18 protein-coding genes are annotated in these 25,100 nt (G+C 64.7%); 9 read left to right on the top strand and 9 right to left on the bottom strand.

The annotated features are described in order from the left end of the window. From ACTHNR_RS27525 to ACTHNR_RS27535, 3 genes are all read right to left on the bottom strand, one after another. A partial coding sequence (locus ACTHNR_RS27525; protein ID WP_440552189.1) for an efflux RND transporter permease subunit occupies positions 1 to 845 on the bottom strand: 845 nt, incomplete at its 3' end. Positions 846 to 897: 52 nt separating this feature from the next. Continuing rightward, positions 898 to 2,121 (bottom strand): efflux RND transporter periplasmic adaptor subunit, encoded by a 1,224-nt coding sequence (locus ACTHNR_RS27530; RefSeq protein WP_440552191.1) that lies wholly within the window; start codon positions 2,119 to 2,121, stop codon positions 898 to 900. A 40-nt stretch (positions 2,122 to 2,161) separates the two neighbouring features. Beyond that, positions 2,162 to 3,007 (bottom strand): alpha/beta hydrolase, encoded by an 846-nt coding sequence (locus ACTHNR_RS27535; protein ID WP_440552193.1) that lies wholly within the window; start codon positions 3,005 to 3,007, stop codon positions 2,162 to 2,164. 192 nt (positions 3,008 to 3,199) lie between these two features. Here ACTHNR_RS27535 and ACTHNR_RS27540 point away from each other — a divergent pair, with 192 nt between their 5' ends. Then, the gene (locus ACTHNR_RS27540; protein WP_440552196.1) at positions 3,200 to 4,204 is read left to right on the top strand and encodes a LysR family transcriptional regulator; all 1,005 of its coding nucleotides are present in this window, start codon (positions 3,200 to 3,202) and stop codon (positions 4,202 to 4,204) included. Positions 4,205 to 4,335: 131 nt separating this feature from the next. Then, entirely contained in the window at positions 4,336 to 4,635 is a 300-nt protein-coding gene (locus tag ACTHNR_RS27545) for a DUF4148 domain-containing protein (protein WP_440552198.1), read from the top strand. 135 nt (positions 4,636 to 4,770) lie between these two features. On the opposite strand, the gene ACTHNR_RS27550 is transcribed toward ACTHNR_RS27545, so the two are convergent. From ACTHNR_RS27550 to ACTHNR_RS27575, 6 genes are all read right to left on the bottom strand, one after another. Further along, a complete protein-coding gene (locus tag ACTHNR_RS27550; RefSeq protein ID WP_440552200.1) occupies positions 4,771 to 5,832 on the bottom strand; it encodes a purine-nucleoside phosphorylase in 1,062 nt (353 codons plus the stop codon). Positions 5,833 to 5,936: 104 nt separating this feature from the next. Beyond that, positions 5,937 to 8,489, bottom strand: coding sequence for a mechanosensitive ion channel domain-containing protein (locus ACTHNR_RS27555; protein WP_440552202.1), 2,553 nt, complete (start codon positions 8,487 to 8,489; stop codon positions 5,937 to 5,939). Positions 8,490 to 8,619: 130 nt separating this feature from the next. Further along, a complete protein-coding gene (selD, locus tag ACTHNR_RS27560) occupies positions 8,620 to 9,711 on the bottom strand; it encodes a selenide, water dikinase SelD (protein WP_440552203.1) in 1,092 nt (363 codons plus the stop codon). Positions 9,712 to 9,718: 7 nt separating this feature from the next. Continuing rightward, a complete protein-coding gene (locus tag ACTHNR_RS27565) occupies positions 9,719 to 14,578 on the bottom strand; it encodes an NAD-glutamate dehydrogenase (protein ID WP_440552204.1) in 4,860 nt (1,619 codons plus the stop codon). A gap of 93 nt (positions 14,579 to 14,671) precedes the next feature. Beyond that, positions 14,672 to 15,484, bottom strand: a complete 813-nt coding sequence (locus ACTHNR_RS27570; protein ID WP_440552207.1) for an alpha/beta fold hydrolase — start codon at positions 15,482 to 15,484, stop codon at positions 14,672 to 14,674. After that, the gene (locus ACTHNR_RS27575) at positions 15,481 to 16,521 is read right to left on the bottom strand and encodes a M14 family zinc carboxypeptidase (RefSeq protein ID WP_440552210.1); all 1,041 of its coding nucleotides are present in this window, start codon (positions 16,519 to 16,521) and stop codon (positions 15,481 to 15,483) included. The genes ACTHNR_RS27570 and ACTHNR_RS27575 overlap by 4 nt, the downstream gene beginning before the upstream one ends. A 255-nt stretch (positions 16,522 to 16,776) precedes the next feature. Between ACTHNR_RS27575 and ACTHNR_RS27580 the strand changes: the two genes are divergently transcribed. The 7 genes from ACTHNR_RS27580 (at position 16,777) to ACTHNR_RS27610 (ending at position 25,066) form a co-directional block, all read left to right on the top strand. Continuing rightward, positions 16,777 to 17,613, top strand: coding sequence for an EamA family transporter (locus ACTHNR_RS27580; protein ID WP_440552212.1), 837 nt, complete (start codon positions 16,777 to 16,779; stop codon positions 17,611 to 17,613). Positions 17,614 to 17,801: 188 nt separating this feature from the next. After that, positions 17,802 to 19,085: a 4-aminobutyrate--2-oxoglutarate transaminase gene (locus ACTHNR_RS27585; protein ID WP_440552215.1), complete on the top strand. Its 1,284-nt coding sequence runs from the start codon at positions 17,802 to 17,804 to the stop codon at positions 19,083 to 19,085. A 59-nt stretch (positions 19,086 to 19,144) separates the two neighbouring features. Beyond that, positions 19,145 to 20,614: an NAD-dependent succinate-semialdehyde dehydrogenase gene (locus ACTHNR_RS27590; RefSeq protein WP_440552216.1), complete on the top strand. Its 1,470-nt coding sequence runs from the start codon at positions 19,145 to 19,147 to the stop codon at positions 20,612 to 20,614. A 321-nt stretch (positions 20,615 to 20,935) separates the two neighbouring features. Beyond that, a complete protein-coding gene (locus tag ACTHNR_RS27595) occupies positions 20,936 to 21,706 on the top strand; it encodes an ABC transporter substrate-binding protein (RefSeq protein ID WP_440552218.1) in 771 nt (256 codons plus the stop codon). A gap of 173 nt (positions 21,707 to 21,879) precedes the next feature. Continuing rightward, complete coding sequence (locus tag ACTHNR_RS27600; protein WP_440552220.1) at positions 21,880 to 22,995, top strand: succinylglutamate desuccinylase/aspartoacylase family protein; 1,116 nt, start codon at positions 21,880 to 21,882, stop codon at positions 22,993 to 22,995. A gap of 149 nt (positions 22,996 to 23,144) precedes the next feature. Continuing rightward, entirely contained in the window at positions 23,145 to 24,044 is a 900-nt protein-coding gene (locus ACTHNR_RS27605) for a LysR substrate-binding domain-containing protein (RefSeq protein ID WP_440552223.1), read from the top strand. Positions 24,045 to 24,139: 95 nt separating this feature from the next. After that, positions 24,140 to 25,066, top strand: coding sequence for an amidohydrolase family protein (locus ACTHNR_RS27610; protein WP_440552225.1), 927 nt, complete (start codon positions 24,140 to 24,142; stop codon positions 25,064 to 25,066). Positions 25,067 to 25,100: the final 34 nt, after the last annotated feature.

The following is a 25,100-nucleotide window of genomic DNA, read 5'->3' on the forward strand; positions in this document are numbered from 1 at the left end:
GAACGCAAGCCGTACTCAGACGCGGCGAGCTCGACCCGTGCGACGTCGCGCAGATAGGTCACGCCGCCGTCCGGCGCCGTCTTGATCACGATCGCGCCGAACTGCTCCGTGGTCTGCAAGCGGCCGCGCGCATTGACCGACAACTGCAGCGGCACGTCAGGCAGCGACGGCGAACCGCCGATCACACCGGCCGCCACTTGAACGTTCTGCTCGCGAATGGCGTTCACCACGTCGCTCGCGGTCAGATTGCGTTCGGCAAGCTTGTTCGGGTCGAGCCAGATCCGCATCGCGTAGTCGCCCGCGCCCCACAACTGCACCTGGCCCACGCCGGCGATCCGCTCGAGCCGATCCTTGACGTTAAGCAGCGCGTAGTTGCGCAGATAGGTCATGTCGTAGCGGTGATCGGGCGACGTCAAGTGCACGACCATCGTCAGCGTGGGCGAGCTCTTGATCGTCGTCACGCCCAGGCGCTGCACGTCGTCGGGCAGACGCGGCAGCGCTTGCGACACGCGGTTCTGCACGAGCTGCTGCGCCTTGTCGGGATCGGTGCCGAGCTTGAACGTGACGGTCAGCGTCATGTTGCCATCGCTGTTCGCCTGCGCCTGCATGTAGAGCATGTTCTCGACGCCGTTGATCTGCTCTTCGAGCGGCGACGCCACCGTCTCCGCGATCACCTTCGGGTTCGCGCCGGGATACTGCGCGTGAACGATGACCGACGGCGGCACGACCTCGGGGTACTCGGAGATCGGCAGCTGGAACAGCGAGATCACGCCGGCCAGCAGGATCAGGACCGACAGCACCCCCGCGAAGATAGGTCGGTCGATGAAAAATTTTGAAATATTCATGTCGCTTTCTGAGTGATTTGACGCTTCTCGAATAGGGTCTCGAAGCGGTGTCTCAGGAATTCGTCGATTGGCCCGCGCCTTGGCCGGCATCGGCGCTCGCGCTGCCGTTGTTGCCGCCCGCCGGATCGTCGGTCATCGGCACCATGTGCGCGCGAACCGTTTGGCCCGGACGCACGCGCTGCACGCCGTTCACGACGATGCGGTCGCCCGCGCTCAATCCCGCCGTAATGACGCGCAAGTTGCCGTGCTGCGCACCGAGCTTGACTTCGCGATATGCCACCGCGCCCTGCTTGTCGACTACGAGGACGTATTTCTTGTCCTGATCGGTGCCGATGGCGGCTTCGTCGATCAACAGCGCCGGGTGCGGCTCGCCGCCGCCCACCTTGACTCGCGCGTATAGGCCCGGCACGAGCGTGCCTTCCGGATTGTCGAAGCGCGCGCGCACGCGGATCGTGCCCGACGTCGTATCGAGCCGGTTGTCGATCGACGCGATCGTGCCCTTGCGCGAGTAGCCCGTTTCGTTCGCCAGGCCCAGTTCGACCGGGACGTTCGTGCCGCTGCGCGCACGTCCGATGTACTGGAGGTACGTTTGCTCGTCGACATCGAACGAGGCGTAGATCGGCGAGACAGATACCAGCGTGGTCAGCGGCGTTGCATTCGCCCCGGACGAGACGACATTGCCAACTGTGATCTCAGCACGAGAAACACGACCGGCCACAGGTGCGACGATCGTCGTGTAGCCCAGGTTGATTTGGGCCGCCTCCAGCGCGGCCTGCGCCGCCTTCACGTCGGCCGCGGCGCCCAGCGCATTGTTCTGCTTCTCGTCGTAGTCGCGTTTGGCGATGGCGTTGTCGGCCATCAGGCGCTGCGCGCGCTGCCAGTCGGTTTGAGCGTAGCTCTCGCGCGCCTTGGCCGCGGCGAGCTGCGCCTTGGCGCGATCGACTTCGGCCGCATACGGACGCGGATCGATCACGAACAGCGTCTCGCCCTTTTTCACGAGCGCGCCGTCCTTGAAATTGACCGACACGATCGTTCCGGACACCTGCGGACGAATGTCGACGCGATCGACGGCTTCGAGCCGGCCCGAATAGCTCTGCCAATCGGTGACGGTTTTGTTCAGCACCGAGGCCACGTCGACCTCGGGCGCCATCGGCGCGGCTTGCGCGGGCGCGCTCGCGTTCACGCGGATCGCGCTGAACGCGCCGATGCCCGCGATCGCGGCGACCGCCAGCACCGCGTAGGCGATACGGCTACGAGTAAATTGCTTCTTTGGCATGACGAGGCTCCGGTGTGGTGTTGTTGTATGACGTTCGAGATCAACCGACTGTGACAGCGCGCGGTTCGAGATGGCACTCGAAAAATCGCACTGCGTCTTGCAAAGCTTGAGGATCGTACGCGATTCGCTCGTGAGTCGCATTCGGGTAGCGCATCACTTGCGTCGGCACACCCGCGCCGATCAGCCGCGCGGCGTAGGTTTCCGCCTCGACGTGCAGCACGTCGTTGCGCGCCGTGGCGATGAACGACGGCGGCAGCCCCGCCAGGCGCGACGATTCCAGCGGCGCCGCATACGGATGCATGCGCTGCGAGGCTTGCGGCAGGTACGCCCGATAGCTCGCCAGGCACTGACGCGGCGAAATATCCGAATCCACCACGCGTTCGTCGGCCAAGCAAGTCATGCTCGGGTCCAGCATCGGACTGAACAGCGCCTGCGCGGCGATGCGCACGTCGCCGCGATCGCGCGCAACGAATGCCAGACCGTTGGCGACGTGCCCGCCCGCGCAGTGGCCGGCCAGCAGTACCCGCTTGCCGTCGCCGCCGATTGCGCGGCCCGCCCCTTCGGCCCAGCGCGCCGTCCGATAGCCATCTTCGAGCGCGGCCGGAAACGGATGCTTGGGCGCGAGCGAATAACCTACGGATATGACCAATACCGAAAGATGTTCGGCGAAATGCCGAGCGGCAATATCGGCATCGTCGAGCGATCCGCCTACGAATGCGCCCCCATGAAAATAAAGCATGACCGGCAATGAGCGTAAGCCGGCCCGGCGATAAAGCCGTAACCGGATATTGCTCTCATATCCTGCAATCTGCAGTTCGTTGACCTCGAGCGACGAAGTGGCCCAAGGCGACCCCGCGGAAAGCCCACGGGAATGCGTAGTTCGCATGATCGAACGCGCAAGGCGCGACAGTTTCACGATGGTGCGAATTGTCGGTTCGGCAGACTTTCGGATAAATGCCTATAATCCGGCAACACAATTCACTGCGCCCGAACAATTGTTCTGTTCTCATTAGTTGGGATGCTCGGCGCAAGCGTTGGCGCCGGCGAGCAGTGGATCATTTTGTTTCGGAGAACGGCAATGGATCGGCTTCAGGCCATGCAAGTGTTCACGCGTGTGGTCGACACGAACAGCTTCACGAAGGCCGCGGAGACGCTCGATCTGCCGCGCGCATCGGTCACGACCATCATTCAGAACCTCGAGGCGTACCTGGGTGTGCGGCTCATGCACCGCACGACGCGGCGGCTCAGTTTGACGCCCGACGGCGCCGCTTATTATGAACGCTGCGTACGTATTTTGGCGGATGTCGACGAGACGGAAAGCAGCCTGCAAAACGGCAGCAAGAAACCGCACGGCAAACTGCGCGTCGATATGCCGGGCTCGATCGGCCGCACGATCGTCATTCCCGCGCTGTGCGAATTCCATTCGCGCTACCCGGATATCGACCTGCAGCTCGGTTTCTCCGATCGGCCTGTCGACTTGCTCCAGGAAGGCGTCGATTGCGTCATTCGCGTCGGCGCGCTGCAGGATTCGTCGCTCGTCGCGCGACGCATCGGCCTGTTCGAAGGCGTCACCTGTGCTTCTCCCGAATACCTCGAGCGAGCGGGCGTCCCACGCACGCTCGAAGAATTGATGCAGTACCAGGCCATCAATTACTTCTCGAGCCGCACGGGCCGGATCATCAATTGGTCGTTCCTCGTCGACGGCAAGGAAGTCGAGGTGAAAATGCCGGGCTCGGTATCCGTCAACGACGCCGATGCCTACGTGACCTGCGCCGTGGAAGGTTTCGGCCTCATCCAGCCGCCGCTGTTCATGGTGCTGCAGCATCTGCGTTCGGGCGCGCTCAAAGAGGTGCTGCCCGAATGGAAGCCGCTGCCGATGCCGATTTCGGCGGTCTACCCGCATAGCCGCCATCTGTCGCCGAAAGTGCGCGTGTTCGTCGATTGGGTGGCTGAAGTGTTCGATCGCTGCCCGCTGCTCAGCGGACGGCAGAGTCTGGACACGCCGTGCAGCAAGCGAACGCCGGAAGATCGAGAGAGCGCGCCGATGCTCGACACGCCCGTGCTCACCGAGTGGGTCGCCTGATTTCGATTGTTTTGCCACGGCGACAAATCATTTCGCGAAACGCGGGTTTATCCTGATTTCGCGGAAGCCTACATTTGCTCCTGTCGCGACGCCGATCACCGGCGTCGCACCGATAAAGACAGGAGCACATCATGAAGCGCACTCTCGCAGCCGCCCTTTTCGTTTCCCTTTTCGCCAGCACGGCCGCATTTGCCGACGGCGGCATCGGCCATAACGGCACGTATCAAGATTCTTCCTGGGTAGGCAAGAGCACCAAGACGCGCGCGGAAGTTCGCGCCGAGATCGTCGCCGCGCAACGCGACGGCAGCTTGCCCTCGATGAACAAGCAAAGCTATCCCGCCCTGAGCTTGGCCGGCCAGACGCAAGCAGCGCGCGTGGCGCTGAGCGACGCCGCCGGCGCTCGCGTCGAGCTGGCTCGCGCCGGACAGTAATTAAGCCGCACGTCAAAACTGAGGACACCTAAATGTTCGACGTATCGACTTCCGTGCTCGATCATTGGGACAGCGACACGCCAGTTTGGATGCCGTTCGAACCGCGGCGGCCGAGCGCCGCCGCGGCTGACGAGATCAGTGCTGCGGCACGCCGCTGCGCCACTCGCCCCAATGCGTCGCAATTTCCTGCACGAGCGGGTTGCCCGCCAAGTACAAGTTCGCGATCGCCAGCGGGAAGCCGCCCTGCGCTTGGTAATTGAGCAGATTGTCGGCGCTCGTCTGGCCGGCGTACGGCCGATCGAAATCCGAGCCCGAGCGCAATACGGCCACGCGCGAAAGATCGACGCGGTGCGCATTCGCGGCGCGCGTCAATGCTTCGAACGTCGCGTTGTCTTCCTGCTGCGTCGTACAGTAGGTGCCTTTGCCGTCGGTCATGATCTTCGTCCAGTCGCGTGCGCGCTGGCCTAAATCGGTGCCTGAGAACCAGGTGTCGCCGGCCAGCGTGTCGCATTGGATGACCGAAGGCGGCTGATTCGCGGGCGCGTAGCTGAACTTCGCGCGTGCCGCTTGCGCTTGCGCGCTGTCGGTCAGCACGACGTTGCGCGACAATGCGTAGGCCGCATCGGCCAGTTTCGCGTTGAGTTGAAACACTTCCGTCTTGTAGTCGAGCGGCGGCTTTTGGTCAGGACTCGTCGTATTGATGCCGAGATAGCCGGTGGTCCAACCCGGCGGAATTTCGCGCGCGTCGAGTTCCCATTGAATCCCGAAATCGACGAGGTACTTCGCCCAGGCCGCGGAGCCGAGCGTGCCTTGAGCCGGGTCGATGCCGGCGATGCCCGCGATCATGAAATAGGTATGACGCAGGTCGAAGCGCGGCGAGAACGTCAGCGCCATGGTCGAGGCGGCCGCGTTCGCGTGGCCCATGCCCGTCGTCATCACGCAAATATCCTGCTTGTTGCAGTGGACGTCCGGATAGTCGGGGGAAAGCCCGGCGACGGGAATCGATTGCCATGGGCCGAGATGATCGAGCCAAACTTGCCCTTCCGGCGCGAACATCGAAATGATCATGACTTTGACGTGCCGGCCGTGCACGCCGGATTCGGCAAAGGCGGCGTCGTTGTCCTGCGCGCTCGAGGCCGTGGCCGCGCAGGCCGTCAGCGCGACGGCGCCGATCGACAAAATGGTGCGAGTAAGCATGGGCGTTCCTTTGATTCGTAATAACTTGTTTAAGAGAACCGCTCGCTGATGCTGGTACTGCGCGCGTCAGTATAGAGGGACGCCCATCGCCCGTCATCGAGTCGTCATTTTTCGGCGGAAGGCTTGCCGGGCTCGGCCCTTTCGTTCGCTTGCTCGTTTTTTACGGCGTGCTCGTCGCCGTCCTCGCGTACCTTCGCTTCGCCCTCGTTGCTTTTATCTTCGACATCGCCCGGTTTGGCGCCTTCGCCCGGAACGAGGACATTGCGCAGCGGATTGGCGATAACGATGCCGCGCTCGCGGAACGTTTCAGCGATACGCCGATTGAATTCTCGCTGAATCGGCCAACGTGCCGTATCGCGGCATTGAAGCTGGCCGAGCAGCGTCACCATCGAGCCGTCCACCTGATCGACGCCCCAGAAGCTGAAATCGTTGACGATGCCGTCCTTGAACTTCGGGTCTTGGCGCAGTTGCGCCCCGATCTCGGTCAGCGTGCCGACAGCGAGTTCGATGTCCTGCCCGTAAGCGATGCTGACCTTGACCGCCGCATTACCGAGCCCGCGGTTCGAATTCGTCACCGTCGATACCGAACTGAACGGCACCGTATGGAGCGCACCGTCGCCGCCCCGCAAGCGCACCGTGCGAATCGACAAATACTCGACGGTTCCGGATACGCCTGCGAGCGTGACCCAATCGCCCACCTGCATGGCGTTTTCCATCAGCAGGAACATCCCCGTAATGAAATCCTGCACGAGCTTTTGCGAGCCGAAGCCGAGCGCCACGCCGAAGATACTCGCGCCGGCGAGCAACGGGCCGATGTTGACGCCCAGTTGACTCAGCCCGGTCAGCCCGACGACCAGCCCGATGCCCACAAGCAGCGTCGTGCGCAGCATCGGCAGCAAGGTGCGCAGGCGCGCCGCGCGCATGAGATCGCCGGCATCCGTCCATCGATGCAGACGGCGTTCGATCGATACGTTGATGACCTCCCAAACGAGCAGCGCGATGAACGCCGCGACCGCGATCGTCGCGCACGCCGATACGAGCCGGCGGCCGATGAAGCTGCCGGAGAAGAAACGCCAAACGTGAATATCCCAAACCCGCAGGATCAGCGCGGCCGCCGCCAGGAGAATGACGAGCCACACCAAGCGGCGCAGCACCGAGTAGTAACGCTGCGCGCGCAGCAACGCGATCGAGGCCTTTTCGCCCTCGCGCGGCTTGAAGATACGGCCGAGCACGCCGAACGTAACGATGGCGACAACCCGCGCACCGACGAGAATCAGCAGCGACAAACCGCCATGTTCGAGCAGCGCCTGGTAGCCGTTGCGCACGTCGAGCGCCCAAATGAACCAGAGCGCCATGACGAGGAACACGGCCACCACGGCCCACACGTCCGCAAGCCAGTTCATCAGGAACCGGAACGCGCGCGATTGCGCGCACTTCGATCTGATCCAATCGCGCACAGGCCGGCGAATCTCCAAGATGAGCGCCGCGATCATCAAATGACCGACCAGCGCAACAGCCTTTGCGATGCCCATATGGGCGGCATCGGTCAGGCCGAGCGGCACGGGCGTCTCCGCCAATGCGACGCCGATGCCGAGCACGACAGCGAGGCGCATCACCCAGCGCTCGCCGAAGCATGCCCACACGTCGCCGAGCGGCAGCATCCGCAGTCTGGGCGCTTCGCAAGCGAACAAGAACCCGCTAGCGAGCACGACGGCCCGCGCAACCGCGAAGATTTCGATGATGGTTTCGATGACATCGGCCTCTGGCGTCCCGTCGTCGGTCAACCACGACATGGCCAGAAACGCCACGCCGACGAACGCCGCCAGCGGCAGCGTCTTCAGCAAGGTATGCAGCAACGCGAACGGCAAACGCTGCAGCAGCGACCAGTGCTGCCCAGCGTGCGCTGCATTGCGTTGACTGCGTGCGGCGCGCAATGCGGCCTCGTCGATGCTCGTCGCGGGCACGTTTGCGTTGAGCTGCCGGACGGCTGCATCGGCCTGAGCATTGGTGCTGGCATCGGAAGGGGTTCCGGCATCGGCGTTGGCGCCCCCGCTACCCGCATTCGCATCGATCGCGGCTCCATCCTCGGTGCGCCCCGTCGCCAGCGCCGCGATCCGCTTACGCAGCAGCCACGCCAAAAGCCAGGCGACGAGCCAGGCCGGCATCAGCGTCGCCACGATCGTCCAGGTGAGATGCTCGAGTTGGGCGCGCCCCTCGTTGCTCGTCATTTCGTAGCGCCACCAGGCGCGCACGGAACGCACGTCGAGCAAAGCGCCCGCGGAGCGCCGCAATGAAGTGCCGACCTCGCGAAGCGTGTGGACGATTTGATGCGACACCTGTGAAACGAGCCCGTTCGATGCGATGGCCGACAGCACCGCCGACGCGCCGCTGGCCGGAGCGGCCGCGGGCGCGCTCGCTGCGGGCGGCGTCGCGAGCGCGCCCGCGGCCGCGATGGCCCGAAGCGTATCCTCCATTTGCCCGCGCGATTTCGGGTCGCCCAGCACCTGCAGCGCCCGTTTAGCCTGCTCGGGCGTCAAAACGACGGTGGAGGGGTTGGAACTCGGCTCGGGCGCGGTGGGCGCCGAGGCCGGCGCCGCCTGCGCGGTAGAGAAGCAAAACGACAACAATAGGAGACTTGCGAGCAAAAATTTGCGCATAGAGACGTAAGCAAGAAACGGCCATGACGAATCGCGAGCTTAGCAGTCGTGCCGCCGCTCGCTCGATCCCCATCTGACTTCATTCCCGCCCAAACGATCCCCTCGATATGCCCGAATGCGGCAGCGATCGTTACGTCACGACCACGCGCGGCGCGCCGCCAATGACTTCTCCAATGACCGCGGCGCGATCGAAACCTTCGGCGCGAAAGCAGGCGAGCACTTCGTCGACTGTCTCAGGCGCGCATGCGGCGAGCAGACCACCCGATGTCTGCGGATCGGTGAGCAATGCTCGTGCCACGGCCGGCAACGCCGGGTCGAGTTCGATCTCGGCCCCGTACGACGCCCAATTGCGCGCCGACGCGCCCGTGACGATGCCTCGCGCCGCTAATGACTCAACGCCCGCCAGCCAGGGCAATTCGTCATAACGTAGACGAATGCCGCTACTCGCTCCGCGTGCCAACTCGAGCGTATGGCCGAGCAGCCCGAACCCCGTCACGTCCGTCAACGCATGCACGCCGGGCATGTCCGCGAGCGCGATGCCCGGCCGGTTCAACCGCGTCGTGGCGTCGATCATCGCGCGATAGCCGGCACCGTCCAGTTCGCCCTTCTTGAGCGCGGCGGACAGTACGCCGACACCGAGCGGCTTGCCGAGCACGAGCACATCTCCCGCTCGCGCCGTGCTATTGCGCTTCACGCGTTCGGGATGCACGATGCCGAGCGCCGCCAATCCGTAGATCGGCTCGACCGAATCGATCGAATGTCCGCCCGCCACGGGAATGCCGGCCTCGAGGCAGATACTTTCCCCGCCGCGCAGGATGGCCGCGATCGTCTCGCGCGACAATACGTTGATCGGCATGCCCACGAGCGCGAGGGCAAGGATCGGGCGCGCGCCCATCGCATAAAGGTCGGACAGCGCATTGGCCGCCGCAATGCGACCGAAATCGTAGGGATCGTCGACGATCGGCATGAAGAAATCCGTCGTCGCGACGATCGCCTGCTCGGCGTTCAGGCGGTAGACGGCCGCATCGTCGGCGGTCTCGCGGCCGACCAGCAAATCGGCGAACGCGGCAACCGGCGAATGCGCGGGCTGCGTCGCCAGCAGTTCGGCCAGCACGCCCGGTGCGATCTTGCAGCCGCAGCCGCCGCCATGGGACAAGCTCGTCAGGCGCGGGGCCGCGGCGGCCGGTGAAGGCGCTGCGGCCCCGTCGTTTCGATCGTTCATGCCTTCGTCATCCTCTTTCCAAAACGGCCATTTCACGCACGAGCACGAGCAGCATCGACAAGCTCGCGCCGCCCGACGCACGTTGCTCGGCCACCAGTTGCGCGAAGCGCTCCAACTGCGGAGCGCGATGCTCGCGCCAAGCCGCCGCGATCGCATCGGCGCTCGCCCGCTCCGGCCCGTGCGCGAGCGCGCTCGCCGTCAGCGTGCGCTTCAGGCGCGCCAGTTCGGCCAGCGCCGCGGCGCGCGCCAGCATGTCCCAATGCGTGTGCGTGGGCAAGGCGCTCGCGCGCTCGCCGATGAAGCCGTAATCGAGCATCGTGCCGAGTTCGAAGTAGACGCTTGCCACGAGTTCGAGCGGTCGCGCGGCGCTGGCCGCCACGTCGGCCACGTCGAGGATCGACGCCGAGATGTCTCCGCTCGCGACGCGCGCGGCCAGCTCGGAATCGACGCCCGCCTCCTCCAGCTCGCGCCGGCGCGCATCCAGCGCTTCGAGTTCAGCGCTCGGCAACAACGTCGGCAAGCGCGGGCCCAGCCGCGCGGCCGCGTCGCGGCAACGCTCGATGAGCGCGCGCACGCCCTCGCTGTCGCGCCCGATCTGGGCAGTCTGAAGCTGACGCAGAAACCAAAGCGCCGCGCGCTCCATGAGTCTCGCAACGTCGACGAACATCCGCGCCTGCACGTCATCGGCGACGCGATTGTCGAGCGCATCGATGCGCAGCCAGATGTCGTCGATGTCGAACACGTCCCGCGCCACGATGCACGCATGGACGATGTCGCTCGCCTTCGCATCGGTCTCCTCCCGCAGACGATGCACGAAGTCGCAGCCCACGCGGTTGATAAGCGCATTGGCCAGGTGCGTGGCGAGGATCTCGCGTTTGAGCGGATGCCGCGCGGCCGCGGCGGCAAAGCGCGTCTGCAGCGGGGTCGGGAAATAATCGCGCAGCATGTCGGCCACGAGCGGATCTTCGGGCAGGCTCGAATCGAGCAGCTCGTCGTAGAGCCACATCTTGCTGTAGGCCAGGAGCACGGCTCGTTCGGGGGACGTGAGGCCAAGCTTTGCCGCCTGCCGCTCGGCGATCTCGTCGTCGTTCGGCAGGAATTCGATCGCCCGATTCAATCGGCCCGCGCGCTCGAGCGAGCGCATGAGCCGCACTTCGGCTTCCAGCAGTTCGGGCGCTCGGCGCCCCGCAATCGAAAGCGCCTGCGTCTGCTGATAGTTGTCGCGCAGCACGAGCAAGCCCACTTCATCGGTCATTTCCGCGAGCAGCGCATTGCGCTGCTTTTCGGTCATCTCGCCGTCGGCCACGACGAGTCCAAGCAGAATCTTGATGTTGACCTCGTGGTCGGAGCAATCGACGCCGGCCGAGTTGTCGATCGCATCGGTATTGATCCGTCCGCCCTTTTGCGCATACTCGATGCGCCCCAATTGGGTGAGACCCAGATTGCCGCCCTCTGCCACGACCTTCGCGCGCAATTGGGCGCCGTTCACGCGCACGCCGTCGTTCGCGCGGTCGCCCGCCTGTGCGTGCGTTTCGCGCGTCGCCTTCACGTAGGTGCCGATGCCGCCGTTATAGAGCAGATCGACGGGCGCGAGCAGGATCGCGCGGATCAACTCGTTCGGCGGGAGCGACGTCGCCGTGATCCCGAGCACGGCCTGCACGGCGGGCGAAACAGGAATCGCCTTGGCCGTGCGCGGAAAGATGCCGCCGCCCGCCGAAATCTTCGCGTGATCGTAGTCCGCCCAGCTCGAGCGCGGCAGGGCAAACATGCGCTCGCGCTCGGCGAAACTCACGGCGGGGTCCGGATCGGGATCGAGGAAGATGTGCCGATGATCGAACGCCGCGACCAAGCGGATATGGCGCGAGAGCAGCATGCCGTTGCCGAACACGTCGCCCGACATGTCGCCCACGCCGACCACGGTGAAGTCCGTCGTCTGCGTATCGACGCCCATCTCGCGGAAATGGCGCTTGACCGATTCCCATGCGCCGCGCGCCGTGATGCCCATCTTCTTGTGGTCGTAGCCGACGGATCCGCCCGAGGCAAAGGCATCGTCGAGCCAAAAGCCGTATTGGCGCGCGATGGCGTTCGCATAATCGGAGAACGTGGCCGTGCCCTTATCGGCCGCGACGACGAGATAGGGATCGTCGCCGTCGTGCCGCACGACGTCGGGCGGACCGACGATCGCCCCGCTTTGGCGATTGTCGGTCACATCGAGCAGCCCGCGCAAAAACGTCTGATAGCAGGCGATTCCCTCACGCATCACCGCTTCGCGATCACCGCCCGCCGGCGGATTCTTGACGACGAATCCGCCCTTCGATCCCACGGGCACGATGACCGTGTTCTTCACCATCTGCGCCTTCATGAGCCCGAGCACTTCGGTGCGGAAATCCTCGCGCCGATCGGACCAGCGCAGCCCGCCGCGCGCGACGCGCCCGCCGCGCAGATGCACGCCCTCGACGCGCGGCGAATACACCCAGATCTCGAACATCGGCTTGGGCTCGGGCAGCCCCGGCACGCGCGACGGATCGAGCTTGAACGAAAGGTACGGCAACGGCTGTCCATTGCCGTCGCGATGAAAGTAATTCGTTCGAACCGTGGCGCTGATCACGCCGAGGAACTGCCGCAAGATGCGGTCTTCGTCCAGATTCGGCACTTGATCGAGCGCGGCTTCGATACCGCGCAAAAGCTCATCCGTGCGCGTCGCGCGCGCGGGGCCCAGGCTTGGGTCGAAGCGGGTGAGGAACAAATCCACGAGCCCGCGCGCGAGCGCCGGATTGCCGGTCACCGCGCGCTCGATATAGGCATCGCTGAACGTCGAGCCGACTTGACGCAAATATTTGGCGTACGCACGCAGAATCGAGACTTCCCGCGCGGCTAGCTGGGCGCGCAGCACGAGCCGATTGAAGTCGTCGTTTTCCACCTCGCCGGCCCAGACCCGCGCGAACGCTTCCTCGAACAGCGCCTTCACGCGCTCGATGTCGAACTCGACATCATCGGTCAGCTCGAGACCGAAGTCGTGCACCCAAGCGGGGGCCGCCCCCGGCGGCTCGATGAGGTAGGGGCGCTCCTCGTCCACGCGCACCCCCAGATGTTCGAGCATCGGCAAGCTGCGCGACAGCGCGATCGATTGTCCGACGCGATACACCTTGAATCGGAACGCCCGTGCAGACGCTTCGATCGGCCGATAGAGGTTCATCGACAGCGATGCGCTGCGCTCGGCCGCTTCGATCAACTCGATGTCGCGCACGGCCGTCCGCGCAACGTAGTCTTCCCGATAGCCGGCCGGGAACGAATCGCCGTAGCGCTGCAGCAGCCGGTTGCCGTCCTCCTCGCCGAAACGCTCGAGCAACGCATCGGCGAGGTCGTCCTGCCAGCGCCGCGTCGCCTGCACGAGCCGCGCTTCGAGCTCTTGCGTATCGACTTCCGGCAGCACGCCTGTCGTCGTGCGCACGACGATGTGAATCCGCGCGAGCGGCGATTCCGACAGCAGTGGCGTGAACTCCACGCTCGTGCCGTTGAATGCGCCGCCGAGCAGCTTGGCGATGCGTTGCCGCAAGTCGGTGTTGTACTTCTCCCGCGCGACGAATACGAGGCATGAGACGAAACGCTCGAAGCGATCGCGCCGCACGAACAAGCGCGTGCGCTGATGCTCTTGCAGACGCAGGATGCCTAGGGCGATGTCGTAAAGCTCGTCCTCGTTCGTTTGAAACAGCTCGTCGCGCGGGTACTGTTCGAGCACCGTGACGAGCGACTTGTGCAAATGTCCCTTCGCGAGAAAGCCCGCGCGCCGAACCACGTTCGCGCACTTGCGTCGAACGATCGGAATATCGTTGATCGAGCCCGTGTAGGCCGTGGACGTATACAACCCTAGAATGCGCCGCTCGCCGACGAGCTTGCCGTCCGGACCGAACAGTTTGACGCCCACGTAGTCCAGATAGCCGGGCCGATGCACCGTCGCCCGCGAGTTGGCCTTCGTGAGAAAGATCGGCATGGCTTCATCGATGATCTCACCCGCCGCGCGCGGCAACGGCGTCAATTCCTGCGCATCGGCATCGCGCTGGCTTTCGCGCAGGATTCCCGCGCCCGTGCCCGTCACGCCGCGCAGCGCGAATTCGCCTTCGTGCTGCACGAGCGCGTAGTCGCGCAGGCCCAAAAACGTGAAATGATCGGCCACCATCCACTCGAGAAAGGCCCGCGCCTCGAACGCTTCGTCGCTGGACTCGCCGCGCGCGGCGAGCGCCTTGATCGTGTCCTTGGCCACGGCCTGCATCTTCGGCCAATCCTCCACAGCCGCGCGTACGTCGGCCAAGACGCGCGCGATGCCGGTCCGAAGCTGCGCCAATTTCGAAGCTTCGCTGCAGCGATCGACCTCGAAGTGAATGAACGATTCGAGCCGCGAGGCGCCCATCGCGGCATCGTCGCCGTTCGCCCCGCCGGGCTCGATCCGCTCGATCGCGCCTTGCGCATCGCGCCAGACGCGATAGACGGGGTGAATCGCCGAATGCAGCGTGAGGCCGCAGCGATTGACCTCCATCGTCACCGAATCGACGAGGAAAGGCATGTCGTCGTTGACGATCTCGATGACGGTGTGATCCGAATGCCATCCGTGTTCGTCGAGCACGGGGTTGTAGACGCGCAGCGCCGCCGTGCCCGGCGAGAACCGCTGCGCCGTCTGCCAGTGCGCCATGGCGGCGCCGTACAGATCGGCAATGGCGCGGCTTTGCAGATCTTGTGCGTCGACGAGTTCGTAGTAGAAGCTCAGGAACGACTCGAGCGGCGCGAACGAGGCTTGCGGCCATCGCCCTCGTGCGTACTCGACGACGTCGGCGAGCAGATGGGCGACGGCTTCTTCGTTATTCGCTAGCATGGTGCCCTCCGCGGCGGGTGACGATGCTTGGATGTTTTGTGTGCACAGGTCGGCGCAGCCAGACCGGCTCGGCCTGCTCGGCCGCGTGAGCGATTATGCGCTCGTAGGCGGGGCGGCGACAGCCAAGGCATTCCCCACCCACGCCGCGATCGTTTCGGCAAGCCATACCGGATCGTCGTGAGCAAGATCGTGGCCGGCCCAGGGATGCTCCCTGATCGCCGCGCCCCACGCAGCCGCGAGCTTCGCCGAGCAAGCGGGATGCACGAGCGCGTCGGCGCGCGAGGCCAATAAAAGCGTCGGGCAATGCGGCGCAAGCGGCGCGCCCCGAAACCGCGCGGCCGCGCAGAGCTGTCGTAGCGCATTCGCTCGCGCGGGCGGGGCGCGCTCGAAGATCTCGGTCCATGCTGACACGTCCGTGTCGCGCGTATCGGTGCGCGCACAGGTCAAAGCGTGAATCATCGTCTCGACGTTGCGCCTTTCGACCGACGCCGAGCCCTCGATGGAACGCGTCCCCCAATGTCGAGCGATACGCACGATGGCGGGCCATGCGCCCGGCCGCAGACGCTCGAACGGCCCACTATAGCGCCGCATACTCGTATTGATGAGCACGAGCGCCTCGATCTCCTCGGGGAAGCGCTGCGCCCAGTCGACGGCCACCATGGCGCCGAGCGACAGCGCGATGAGGCGGTACGGCGGCGCGTGCCCGGCCGCCGACAACCGGGCGCGAACGAAGTCGGTCGTCGGGCCCATCTCCAACGGCGCACGGTCGAGCACATGGCGACCGCTGCCCGGCAAATCGGCAAAGACGATATCGCCCTCGATGCCGGCAGCGCGTAAATGCTCACGAAGATGCGACCAATGTCCTGATTCTCGCGTCAGACCGCGCAGCAAAATCCATGCGCTCATGCACGCCGCCTGCGGTACCAATGCTCGACGGCGCGCGTCATGATCTGCTGACGGCTGGGCTCGCGCGGCAGCCAGCGCGGCGAGGCGTAGGCCGCACGCGCCAGAAAATCGAGCAAGTTCGTGTGGCGGCGCAGGACGCGTTCGGTCCGGTGCGCCTTGATGGGATTGAACATGCCTTCGCGCCGCAAGATCTGCAAAGGGTTCTTCTTGATCCAAAGCCAAGAGCCGAGTTCGAGCGTCATCGGCAGAAAGATCGAAGGCGCGCGGCTCTTGTCGTAGGCGCAGTCCCACAGATCGCCATGCGCGAGATATTGCATGCTCTGCGGTTCGAACAAATAGCCATGGTGCGGGTGCGCTTGCTCGAACATCGCCTTGAGTACGAACATCTCGGGCAAGTGCGGGATATGTTTTGTCGACTTCGCGTAAGGAAACCAGATGCTGTCACGAAAGCCGTAGCCGGAGTGGCAATCGAGCGCGAAACTGAGCGGCCGCGAAATCAGCTCCTCCTCGACTACGCGCAAGAGCGTTGCGGCCTCGGCCTCCATGGGCGCCCCGCTCGCGCCGCGATACCAAGGCAGCCACGGCCCGATCCGCTGTCCGCCGGCCAGAAAGGGCACGCGGCCGTCCGCGTTTTGCGGCGCGTTGCGCATGAGATCGACGCCGTTGGGATTCGATCGCGTCATCGCCCACATGCCGCCGGGGTTGACGATGGGCATGAAAACGAGGCGAATCGAGCTGAGCTGATCGTGCAGCAGCGCGTCCCACTCGAGCCGCCCGATCAAGGCGCGCATGTAGTCGAGCAGCAATTGCGTACCGATGCGCTCGAGGCCGTGAATGCCGGCGAAAAACCCGATGGCGGGCGCTTGCGGGTCGAGCGAGCCGATGGTAGCGACGTGAATCGGAAATCGATTGCCGCCCGCACTGACTTCGCAAACGGTGCGCACCGTCATGCGTCGGCTGCCCGCATCCAGGATGGTCTTGAGCGCTTCGTACTCTGCGAAGGTGGTCTCGGGCAACGAAGGAAGAACGGCGGTCATCGCTTGCAACCCGAGCGTCGAGGTAAGAGCGTGCGGCCGGCACGGCGGAAGACTTACTCAATATAGGCCGATTTCGGCCGTTCGAAGGACGTCGTCCGCACGTTTTTCATGCGGCGTACGAACGGGCTAAGGGCCGACGTGAATCCCACAACGATTGTCATTTACGTCTGAGATAATCGCGCGCTCGATTGCGCCCTCGGCCAATTCGCCGCTCTTTCGCGCTCTTTTTCCTTCTCACGCAGGAAACCGCTTCGAATGCAAGCTGCCGTCATCGCCCTCGTGCTCGTCTCCGCGCTCATGCACGCGAGTTGGAACGCCTTCCTTCATTTGAGCGGCGATCGCGTGTCGCTGCTCGGCGCGATGTCGGTTCCGTACCTTGCCGTCGGCCTTCTGGGCGTGGCGCTGTTGCCGGCGCCCGCCCGGGCGAGCTGGCCCTACATCGCCGCCTCTTCCGTGCTCGAGTGCGCTTACTGTCTCGCCTTGATCCGGGCCTACCGCGCCGGCGAATTCGGCCAGATTTATCCGATCGCGCGCGGGCTCTCGCCGCTGGTCGTCTGCCTACTCGCAGCAATATTCGCTGGCGAAACGCTGCATCCGACCGCCGTCGCGGGCGTCGCTTGCGTTTCTCTCGGCATCATGTCGCTCGCCTTCAAGCGCAACTTGCGCTTCTCGGGAGAGAGCGTGCCCTACGCCTTGCTGACCGGGCTTCTGATCGCGACCTACTCGGTCGTCGATGGCATGGGCGTGCGCGCGGCCGGCAATGCCTTTTCGTACATCGCGTGGGTCTATCTGATCTGGAACGTGCCGCAGTTCATCCTCGTCGCGGCCCTTCGCGGCGGTATGCGAGGGCTGTTCGCCTCGCGGGCGGAGGCCGCCAAAGGCATGCTGGCCGGCGCGCTGGCCCTCGCCGCCTATACGCTGATCGTTTTCGCCTACCGTTATTTGCCGATCGCGATGGTGTCCGCGCTGCGCGAACTAAGTTCGATCTTCGCCGTGCTGATCGGCTGGCTGTGCCTGCGGGAATCGTTGACGGCCCGTCGTATCGCGGCTTGCGCGCTCGTGACGGCCGGCGCCGTCTTGATTCGACTTTGACGAAGAGCCCATGAGCGCCGGGGCTTCAGCGCCTTCACACCACTCTCCTCGAGCAAAAGTGGCCCCATGGTTGCAGCGAAAATGGCTCTGAAGCTAAGAGCCAAAGCTGGCTATAGTCGCCCTAACCGAGTTGGACGGCGTTCCCGCCTTCCACGCCATCACCGATCAGGCACGACGAGGAGAACCCCATGAAGAATGCCGACCTGCAAGCCCGTAAGAACGCAGCCACGCCGCGCGGCGTGGGCGTCATGTGCGACTTCTACGCGCAGCGCGCCGAAAACGCGCAGCTGTGGGACGTCGAGGGCCGCCGCTTCATCGATTTCGCCGCGGGTATCGCCGTGCTCAACACCGGCCATCGCCACCCGCGGGTCGTCGCCGCGATCCGCGAGCAGCTCGAGCGCTTCACGCACACCGCCTATCAAATCGTGCCGTACGCATCGTACGTCGAGCTGGCCGAAAAGATCAATGCGCGGGCGCCCGGTGCATTCCCGAAGAAGACGGCGTTCTTCACGACCGGCGCCGAAGCCGTCGAAAACGCCGTCAAGATCGCGCGCGCCGCGACCGGCCGCCCCGGCGTCATCGCCTTCTCGGGCGGCTTCCACGGCCGCACGCTGATGGGCATGGCGCTGACCGGGAAAGTGGCCCCGTACAAGATCGGCTTCGGGCCGTTCCCCGCGGACGTCTATCACGCGCCGTACCCTAACGCGCTCCACGGCGTGTCGACGGCCGATTCCCTGCGCGCGATCGAAACGCTGCTGAAAGCGGATATCGAAGCGAGCCGCGTCGCCGCGATCATTTTCGAGCCGGTCCAAGGCGAAGGCGGTTTCTACGTTGCGCCGGCCGATTTCGTGCGCGGCCTGCGCCGGCTGTGCGACGAACACGGTATCGTCCTCATCGCCGACGAAGTGCAGACGGGCTTTGCGCGCACGGGCAAGCTTTTTGCCATGGAGCACTATGACGTCGCCGCCGATCTGACGACGATGGCCAAAAGCCTGGCCGGCGGCATGCCGCTGTCGGGCGTCGTCGGTCGCGCCGATCTGATGGACGCGGCGGCCCCCGGCGGGCTTGGCGGCACCTACGCCGGCAACCCGCTCGCACTCGCCTCGGCCCATGCCGTGCTCGACGTGATCGAGGAAGAAGGCCTGTGCGCGCGCGCCACGCAGCTCGGCGACCAGCTCAAGGCCCGCCTCGAAGCGCTGCGCGCCGACGTGCCGCAACTGGCCGACGTGCGCGGCCCCGGCGCGATGGTGGCCGCCGAGTTCATGCAGCCCGGCACGCGCACGCCGGACCCCGCGTTCGTCAAGCGCGTGCAGGCGCGCGCGCTGGAGCGCGGCCTGCTGCTGCTCGCCTGCGGCACCTACGGCAACGTGATTCGCTTCCTGTTTCCGCTCACCATCGAAACGGCGGTATTCGACGAAGCGCTGGGCCTGCTCGAAGAGGCGTTGAAGGAAAGCGTCGGCGTGATGGCGTAAGCTGGCTTTTACGCTCTCCGATTCTTCCGATTCTTTCGATTGACGCCGTTGGAGTGAACATGCAGAACGTGGAAACCATCGACCTGAAAGACCCGTCTTTACTGAAGACGAAGGCATTCATCGCAGGAAACTGGTTGGACGCCGACAGCGGCGCCGCCTTCGAAGTACGCAATCCGGCCACGGGCCGCGTGCTGGCGACCGTACCCCAAATGGGCGCGGCCGAGACGCGCCGCGCCATCGAAGCGGCGAACGAGGCATGGGCCGCCTGGCGCGCCCAGCCGGCGAAAGCGCGTGCCGCGGTGCTGCGCAAGTGGTTCGACTTGATGATGGCCAACGCCGATGATCTGGCCGCCATCATGACCGCCGAACAAGGCAAGCCGCTCGCCGAGGCCAAGGGCGAGATCGGCTATGCGGCCTCGTTCCTCGAGTGGTTCGGCGAGGAGGCGAAGCGCGTCTACGGCGATACGATTCCCAGCCCGACCGCCGACAAGCGGCTCGTCGTCGTCAAAGAGCCGGTGGGCGTCTGCGCCGCCATCACGCCGTGGAACTTCCCGGCCGCCATGATCACCCGCAAGGTCGGTCCAGCGTTGGCCGCCGGCTGCCCGATCGTCGTCAAACCGGCCGAAGCCACGCCGCTCTCGGCGCTGGCTCTGGCCGTCCTGGCCGAGCGCGCGGGCGTGCCGGCCGGCGTGCTGAGCATCGTCACGGGCGACCCGAAGGCGATCGGCGGCGAGATGACGAGCAATGCGCTCGTGCGCAAGCTTTCGTTCACGGGTTCGACGGGTGTCGGCCGCCTGTTGATGCAGCAATGCGCGTCGACGGTGAAAAAGCTCTCGCTCGAACTGGGCGGCAACGCCCCCTTCATCGTGTTCGAGGACGCCGATCTCGACGCGGCCGTGACGGGGGCCATCGCCTCGAAGTACCGCAACAGCGGGCAGACCTGCGTCTGCGCGAATCGCTTCTACGTGCATGAAAAAGTGTACGAAGCTTTCACCGACAAATTGCGCGCGGCCGTCGAGCAGCAATTGAAGGTCGGCAAAGGCACCGAACCCGGCGTCACGCAAGGCCCGCTCATCAACGAAGCGGCCCTGCTGAAAGTCGAATCGCATATCGATGATGCGCTTTCGAAGGGCGCCCGCATCGCTACCGGCGGCAAGCGGCATGCACTCGGCCATAACTTCTTCGAACCGACGGTGCTGACCGGCGTCACGTCGGCCATGAAGATCGCGAAGGAAGAGACGTTCGGCCCCGTCGCACCGCTGTTCAAGTTTTCCAGCGACGAGGAAGTCGTGCGCCTCGCCAACGACACCGAATTCGGCCTGGCCGCCTATTTCTACAGCCGCGACATCGGCCGGGTCTGGCGCGTGGCGGAAGCGCTCGAGTACGGCATGGTGGGCATCAACACGGGCCTGATCTCGAACGAAGTCGCCCCGTTCGGCGGCGTGAAGCAATCGGGCCTCGGGCGAGAAGGCTCGCATTACGGCATCGACGAATACGTCGTCGTCAAGTACCTGTGCATGGGCGTTTAAGTCGTTAATCGATTTAACACATTGATTTGTCGAAGCATTTTGAATCGATGTGAAACGTCCATCGGCATTCGAGGAATGATTCGAAAACCGGCGACGCAATGCCGCGACTTCGATTGAGCGTGCAATGCGTGAATATCGATCTGTTGCATTTCGTCGCCGAGCGGTGTTTTACTAGCAACGCCCTATTTTGGCTTGGTATGCTGTGCGCCGCGCTGCCGGCCTACGGCAGCCTGTAAAATCACCGGCCGCCTGCCTGGCAGGACGGCGCCTCGACGCGCGAGCCGTCGTGTCGGGGTCGATCGAACCACTCGAGGAGTCAACGTGAAAAAATTGTTAGCCGCCGTGACCATCGCCACGCTCGCTGTTTCGGCCGGCGTTGCGCAAGCCAAAGACTGGAAACAAATCCGCATCGGTGTCGACGCGAGCTACGCCCCCTTCGAATCCAAGTCGTCCGACGGCAAGCTCGTCGGCTTCGACATCGACCTCGGCAACGAGATCTGCAAGCGCCTGCACGCGAAATGCGTCTGGGTTGAAAACGACTTCGACGGCATGATTCCCGGCCTGAAGGCCAAGAAGTTCGACGGCGTGCTGTCGTCGATGACGATCACGCCGGAGCGTGAGCAGCAAATCGCTTTTTCCAAGCCCCTGTTCGACACGCCCACCGCGCTGGTCGCGAAGAAGGGTTCGGGCTTGAAGCCGACGGCTGATTCGCTCAAGGGCAAATCGGTGGGCGTCGAGCAAGGCACGACGCAGGAAAAATACGCGAAGGACAACTGGGAATCGAAGGGCGTGAAGGTCGTCCCCTATCAAAACCAGGACCAGGTCTATCAAGACTTGATCTCGGGCCGCCTCGACGCCGCCTTGCAAGACAAGGTGCAGGCCGAAGTCGGCTTCCTGAAGCAACCGCGTGGCGCGCAGTTCGAGCAAGCAGGCGATGAAATCAAGAGCGGCGCCGCCGCCATGGGCCTGCGCAAGGAAGACGCCGACCTGAAGAAGGCAGTCGACGGCGCGATCGACGGCATGATGAAGGACGGCACGTACAAGAAGATCGAGAAGAAGTATTTCGACTTCGACGTCGCACCGAAGGGCTGATCGCCCACGGGTCTATCGCCCGTCCGTCATACGGAAAGCCCCGCTTCGCACGAAGCGGGGCTTTTTTACTTGTGCGCCCCATGACGTTTTGGCTGCCGCCACGCGGCGGCGGACGTACAATCGAAAATCGTCCACTCGTTGCGCGGCGTGCTTGAGCGGCGCCGCCAATCGCCATGCAAAAGAAGCTCCATCCTCTGATTTCCCCGTCGCTCGGCACCGAGCGCACATTGACGAGCTTTCACTACGGCCCCGCGGGCGGGCAGAAGGTTTACGTGCAGTCGTCGCTGCACGCCGACGAACTGCCGGGCATGCTCGTCGCGTGGGAGCTGCGCCGTAAGCTGGCCGCGCTCGAAGCCGCCGGCAAACTGCGCGCCGAATTCGTGGTCGTGCCGGTGCCGAACCCGATCGGGCTCAACCAGCACGTGCTCGGGCAGATGATCGGCCGCTTCGAAGCGAACACGGCAACGAACTTCAACCGCAATTTCCACGATCTGGCTGCGCTCGTCATGCCGAGCGTCGAAGGTCTCCTGACCGGCGAGCCCGAGGCCAATTTGCGCGCCGTGCGCGGCGCCATGCGCGAAGCGCTCGATGCGCAAAAACCGCGCACCGAACTCGAATCGCAGCGCTTGGCGCTGCAGCGCCTTTCGTACGACGCCGACATCGTGCTCGACCTGCATTGCGACTTCGAAGGCGCCATGCACCTCTACACGAACCCCGAGCTGTGGCACGACGTGGAGCCGCTCGCCCGCTACCTCGATGCAAAGGCCTCGCTGCTCGCGCTCAATTCGATCGGCAATCCGTTCGACGAAATTCACAGCTTCTGCTGGTCGGAGTTGCGTACACGTTTCGGCCACCGCTATCCGATTCCGAACGGTTCGATCTCGGTCACCGTCGAACTGCGCGGCCAAGCCGACGTGTCGTACCCCCACGCCGAACACGATTCGCAAGCGATCGTCGAATACCTGACCCAACGCGGGCTCATCGACGGCACACCGGCGCACCTGCCGCCGCTCGCTTTCCCAGCCACGCCGCTGGCGGGCACCGAGCCGTTGATCGCACCGATTTCGGGCGTGCTCGTATTTCGCACGCCGGCCGGTATTTGGATCGAAAAAGGCCAGGAAGTGGCCGATATCGTCGATCCGCTGACCGATCGGGTGGAAACGATCAGGAGCGGGACGGCGGGGGTTTTATACGCGCGCCATCGCACGCGCTTCGCTACGGCGGGCATGGAAGTGGCGCGAATCGCCGGCGCCACGCCGTTGCGAAGCGGGAGTTTGTTGTCGGCTTGATGAGGCGACGCGTTGAACCGGATACGTTCCTCCCGCCCCACCCGCCCACGCTAGACGTCCCATATCCGGCTCGGCTACCATCGGCGGCTTAGGCTCAGGCGGCCCGCCTCTCACTTGCGCGCCGCGCTACCCTTGAGCCGCCCGCCACGATGAACCTCAAGCAGCTCGAATACTTCGTCCGCGTCGCCGAACTCGGCAGCTTCAGCCAAGCCGCTCGCATTCTCGATATCGCGCAGCCCGCACTAAGCCGCCAAGTGCGCATGCTCGAGACCGAGCTTCGCTGCTCCCTACTGCAACGCAACGGGCGCGGCGTAGCCTTGACGGAGGCGGGCCGTCGCCTGTTCGAGCACGGCGTCGATATCCTGCAGCGCGTCGCGCTGGCCGTCGACGATGTCGAGGCGCGCCGCGACGAGCCAACGGGGCGCGTCGTGCTGGCGCTGCCGCCGAGCACCGCGCGTCTGCTAACGTTGCCGCTCGTCAAACGCTTCCGCGACGAACTGCCCAAAGCCAAGCTGGCCATCGTCGAAGGTCTATCGACGCATATCGCCGAATGGATCACGACAGGCCGAGTCGATCTGGGACTCGTGCTCAATGCCGAAGCAGATCAAGCCATCGAACTCGAGCCGTTGTCGGAAGAGCCTCTGTGTCTCATCGGGCCCGCCGGCGAGCCGAGCGGGCCGGTGGTCTTTGCCGACCTGCAAAATCTGCGACTCATCATCCCCGAACGCGCGCACACGGTGCGCAAGCTCGTGGAAGCCCAAGCCACCTTGGCGGGACTGCGCCTGCGGATCGACTGGGAGGTGTCCGGCGTGCCGTCGATTCTCGACCTCGTGCGCCACGGTTTTGGTCATGCCGTGCTGCCCGCGGGCGCTGTCCACGGCTCCGGCAACCCCGAGGCCTTCAGCGTGCGGCCGCTAGTGCGGCCGGAGCTTCGCAGCCGCCTGTTCCTCGCCTCATCGGCGCTCAAGCCGTCCACGCCGCTCATGCGCCATGCCCGCGCTATGCTGCGCGAACTCGTGAGCGCGCGCCGCCATAACGATCCGGCATAACAGCTAGCGCCTCCGCCACCTAGGATCACGGCCTTGCCGTCGCAATAATCGGTACCGCGATTGACCGATGCCTGCAACGACAAGGACGAAAAGCAATGCCTTTTGAAAAAAGCCCCGGATGGCTCGACTGGTACGCGAACCCGTCGAAGCCCCGGTTTGCGCTGCCCGCGGGGAGCGTCGACGCACATTGCCATGTGTTCGGCCCAGGCGAGCGGTTCCCTTACGCACCGGAGCGCAAATACACGCCGTGCGACGCTTCGTGCGAGCAACTGTTCGCCCTGCGCGACCATCTCGGCTTCGCGCGCAACGTGATCGTGCAGGCCACCTGCCACGGCGCCGACAATCGCGCGCTCGTCGATGCGCTCGAACGTTCCGAGGGCCGTGCCCGCGGCGTCGCGACACTGCGCGGCAAACCGACCGATGCGCAGCTGCAGCGCCTGCATGCGGCCGGCGTGCGCGGCGTGCGCTTCAACTACGTCAGGCGACTCGTCGACTTCACGCCCGCCGATGAGTTGATGGACATCGCCACCCGCATTGCACCGCTGGGCTGGCATGTCGTCATCTACTTCGAGGCGCCCGATCTCCCAGAACTGTGGGACTTCTTCACCTCTTTGCCCACCGTCGTGGTCGTCGATCACATGGGGCGCCCCGACGTGACCAAGCCGGTCGACGGCCCCGAGTTCGGGTTGTTCCTGCGCTTCATGCAAGAAAACACGAACGTCTGGTCGAAGGTGACTTGCCCTGAACGTCTTTCTCACAGCGGACCGCCCGCGCGCCAAGGCGAAAGCGCTGCCTATCGCGACGTCGTGCCGTTCGCGCGCCGCGTCGTCGAAGCATTTCCCGAGCGCGTGCTGTGGGGCACCGACTGGCCGCATCCGAATCTCGTCGATCACATGCCCGACGACGGCCTGCTGGTGGACTTCATCCCGCACATCGCACCGACCGCCGAGTTGCAGCGCAAGCTGCTGGTGGACAATCCGATGCGCCTGTACTGGCCCGAGGCGGTCGGACGCCTCGCCTAGGAACGGGCGAAAGCGGCCGGAGCGCCGCATCGAC

This window comes from Trinickia sp., from assembly GCF_051954495.1.
Lineage (GTDB): Bacteria > Pseudomonadota > Gammaproteobacteria > Burkholderiales > Burkholderiaceae > Trinickia.

Bases quoted from the DNA above. Each gene is read 5' to 3' on its own strand.
- ACTHNR_RS27530 (WP_440552191.1), bottom strand. From the start codon at position 2,121: ATGCCAAAGAAGCAATTTACTCGTAGCCGTATCGCCTACGCGGTGCTG.
- ACTHNR_RS27535 (WP_440552193.1), bottom strand. From the start codon at position 3,007: ATGCGAACTACGCATTCCCGTGGGCTTTCCGCGGGGTCGCCTTGGGCC.
- ACTHNR_RS27540 (WP_440552196.1), top strand. From the start codon at position 3,200: ATGGATCGGCTTCAGGCCATGCAAGTGTTCACGCGTGTGGTCGACACG.
- ACTHNR_RS27545 (WP_440552198.1), top strand. From the start codon at position 4,336: ATGAAGCGCACTCTCGCAGCCGCCCTTTTCGTTTCCCTTTTCGCCAGC.
- ACTHNR_RS27550 (WP_440552200.1), bottom strand. From the start codon at position 5,832: ATGCTTACTCGCACCATTTTGTCGATCGGCGCCGTCGCGCTGACGGCC.
- ACTHNR_RS27555 (WP_440552202.1), bottom strand. From the start codon at position 8,489: ATGCGCAAATTTTTGCTCGCAAGTCTCCTATTGTTGTCGTTTTGCTTC.
- selD (WP_440552203.1), bottom strand. From the start codon at position 9,711: ATGAACGATCGAAACGACGGGGCCGCAGCGCCTTCACCGGCCGCCGCG.
- ACTHNR_RS27565 (WP_440552204.1), bottom strand. From the start codon at position 14,578: ATGCTAGCGAATAACGAAGAAGCCGTCGCCCATCTGCTCGCCGACGTC.
- ACTHNR_RS27570 (WP_440552207.1), bottom strand. From the start codon at position 15,484: ATGAGCGCATGGATTTTGCTGCGCGGTCTGACGCGAGAATCAGGACAT.
- ACTHNR_RS27575 (WP_440552210.1), bottom strand. From the start codon at position 16,521: ATGACCGCCGTTCTTCCTTCGTTGCCCGAGACCACCTTCGCAGAGTAC.
- ACTHNR_RS27580 (WP_440552212.1), top strand. From the start codon at position 16,777: ATGCAAGCTGCCGTCATCGCCCTCGTGCTCGTCTCCGCGCTCATGCAC.
- ACTHNR_RS27585 (WP_440552215.1), top strand. From the start codon at position 17,802: ATGAAGAATGCCGACCTGCAAGCCCGTAAGAACGCAGCCACGCCGCGC.
- ACTHNR_RS27590 (WP_440552216.1), top strand. From the start codon at position 19,145: ATGCAGAACGTGGAAACCATCGACCTGAAAGACCCGTCTTTACTGAAG.
- ACTHNR_RS27600 (WP_440552220.1), top strand. From the start codon at position 21,880: ATGCAAAAGAAGCTCCATCCTCTGATTTCCCCGTCGCTCGGCACCGAG.
- ACTHNR_RS27605 (WP_440552223.1), top strand. From the start codon at position 23,145: ATGAACCTCAAGCAGCTCGAATACTTCGTCCGCGTCGCCGAACTCGGC.
- ACTHNR_RS27610 (WP_440552225.1), top strand. From the start codon at position 24,140: ATGCCTTTTGAAAAAAGCCCCGGATGGCTCGACTGGTACGCGAACCCG.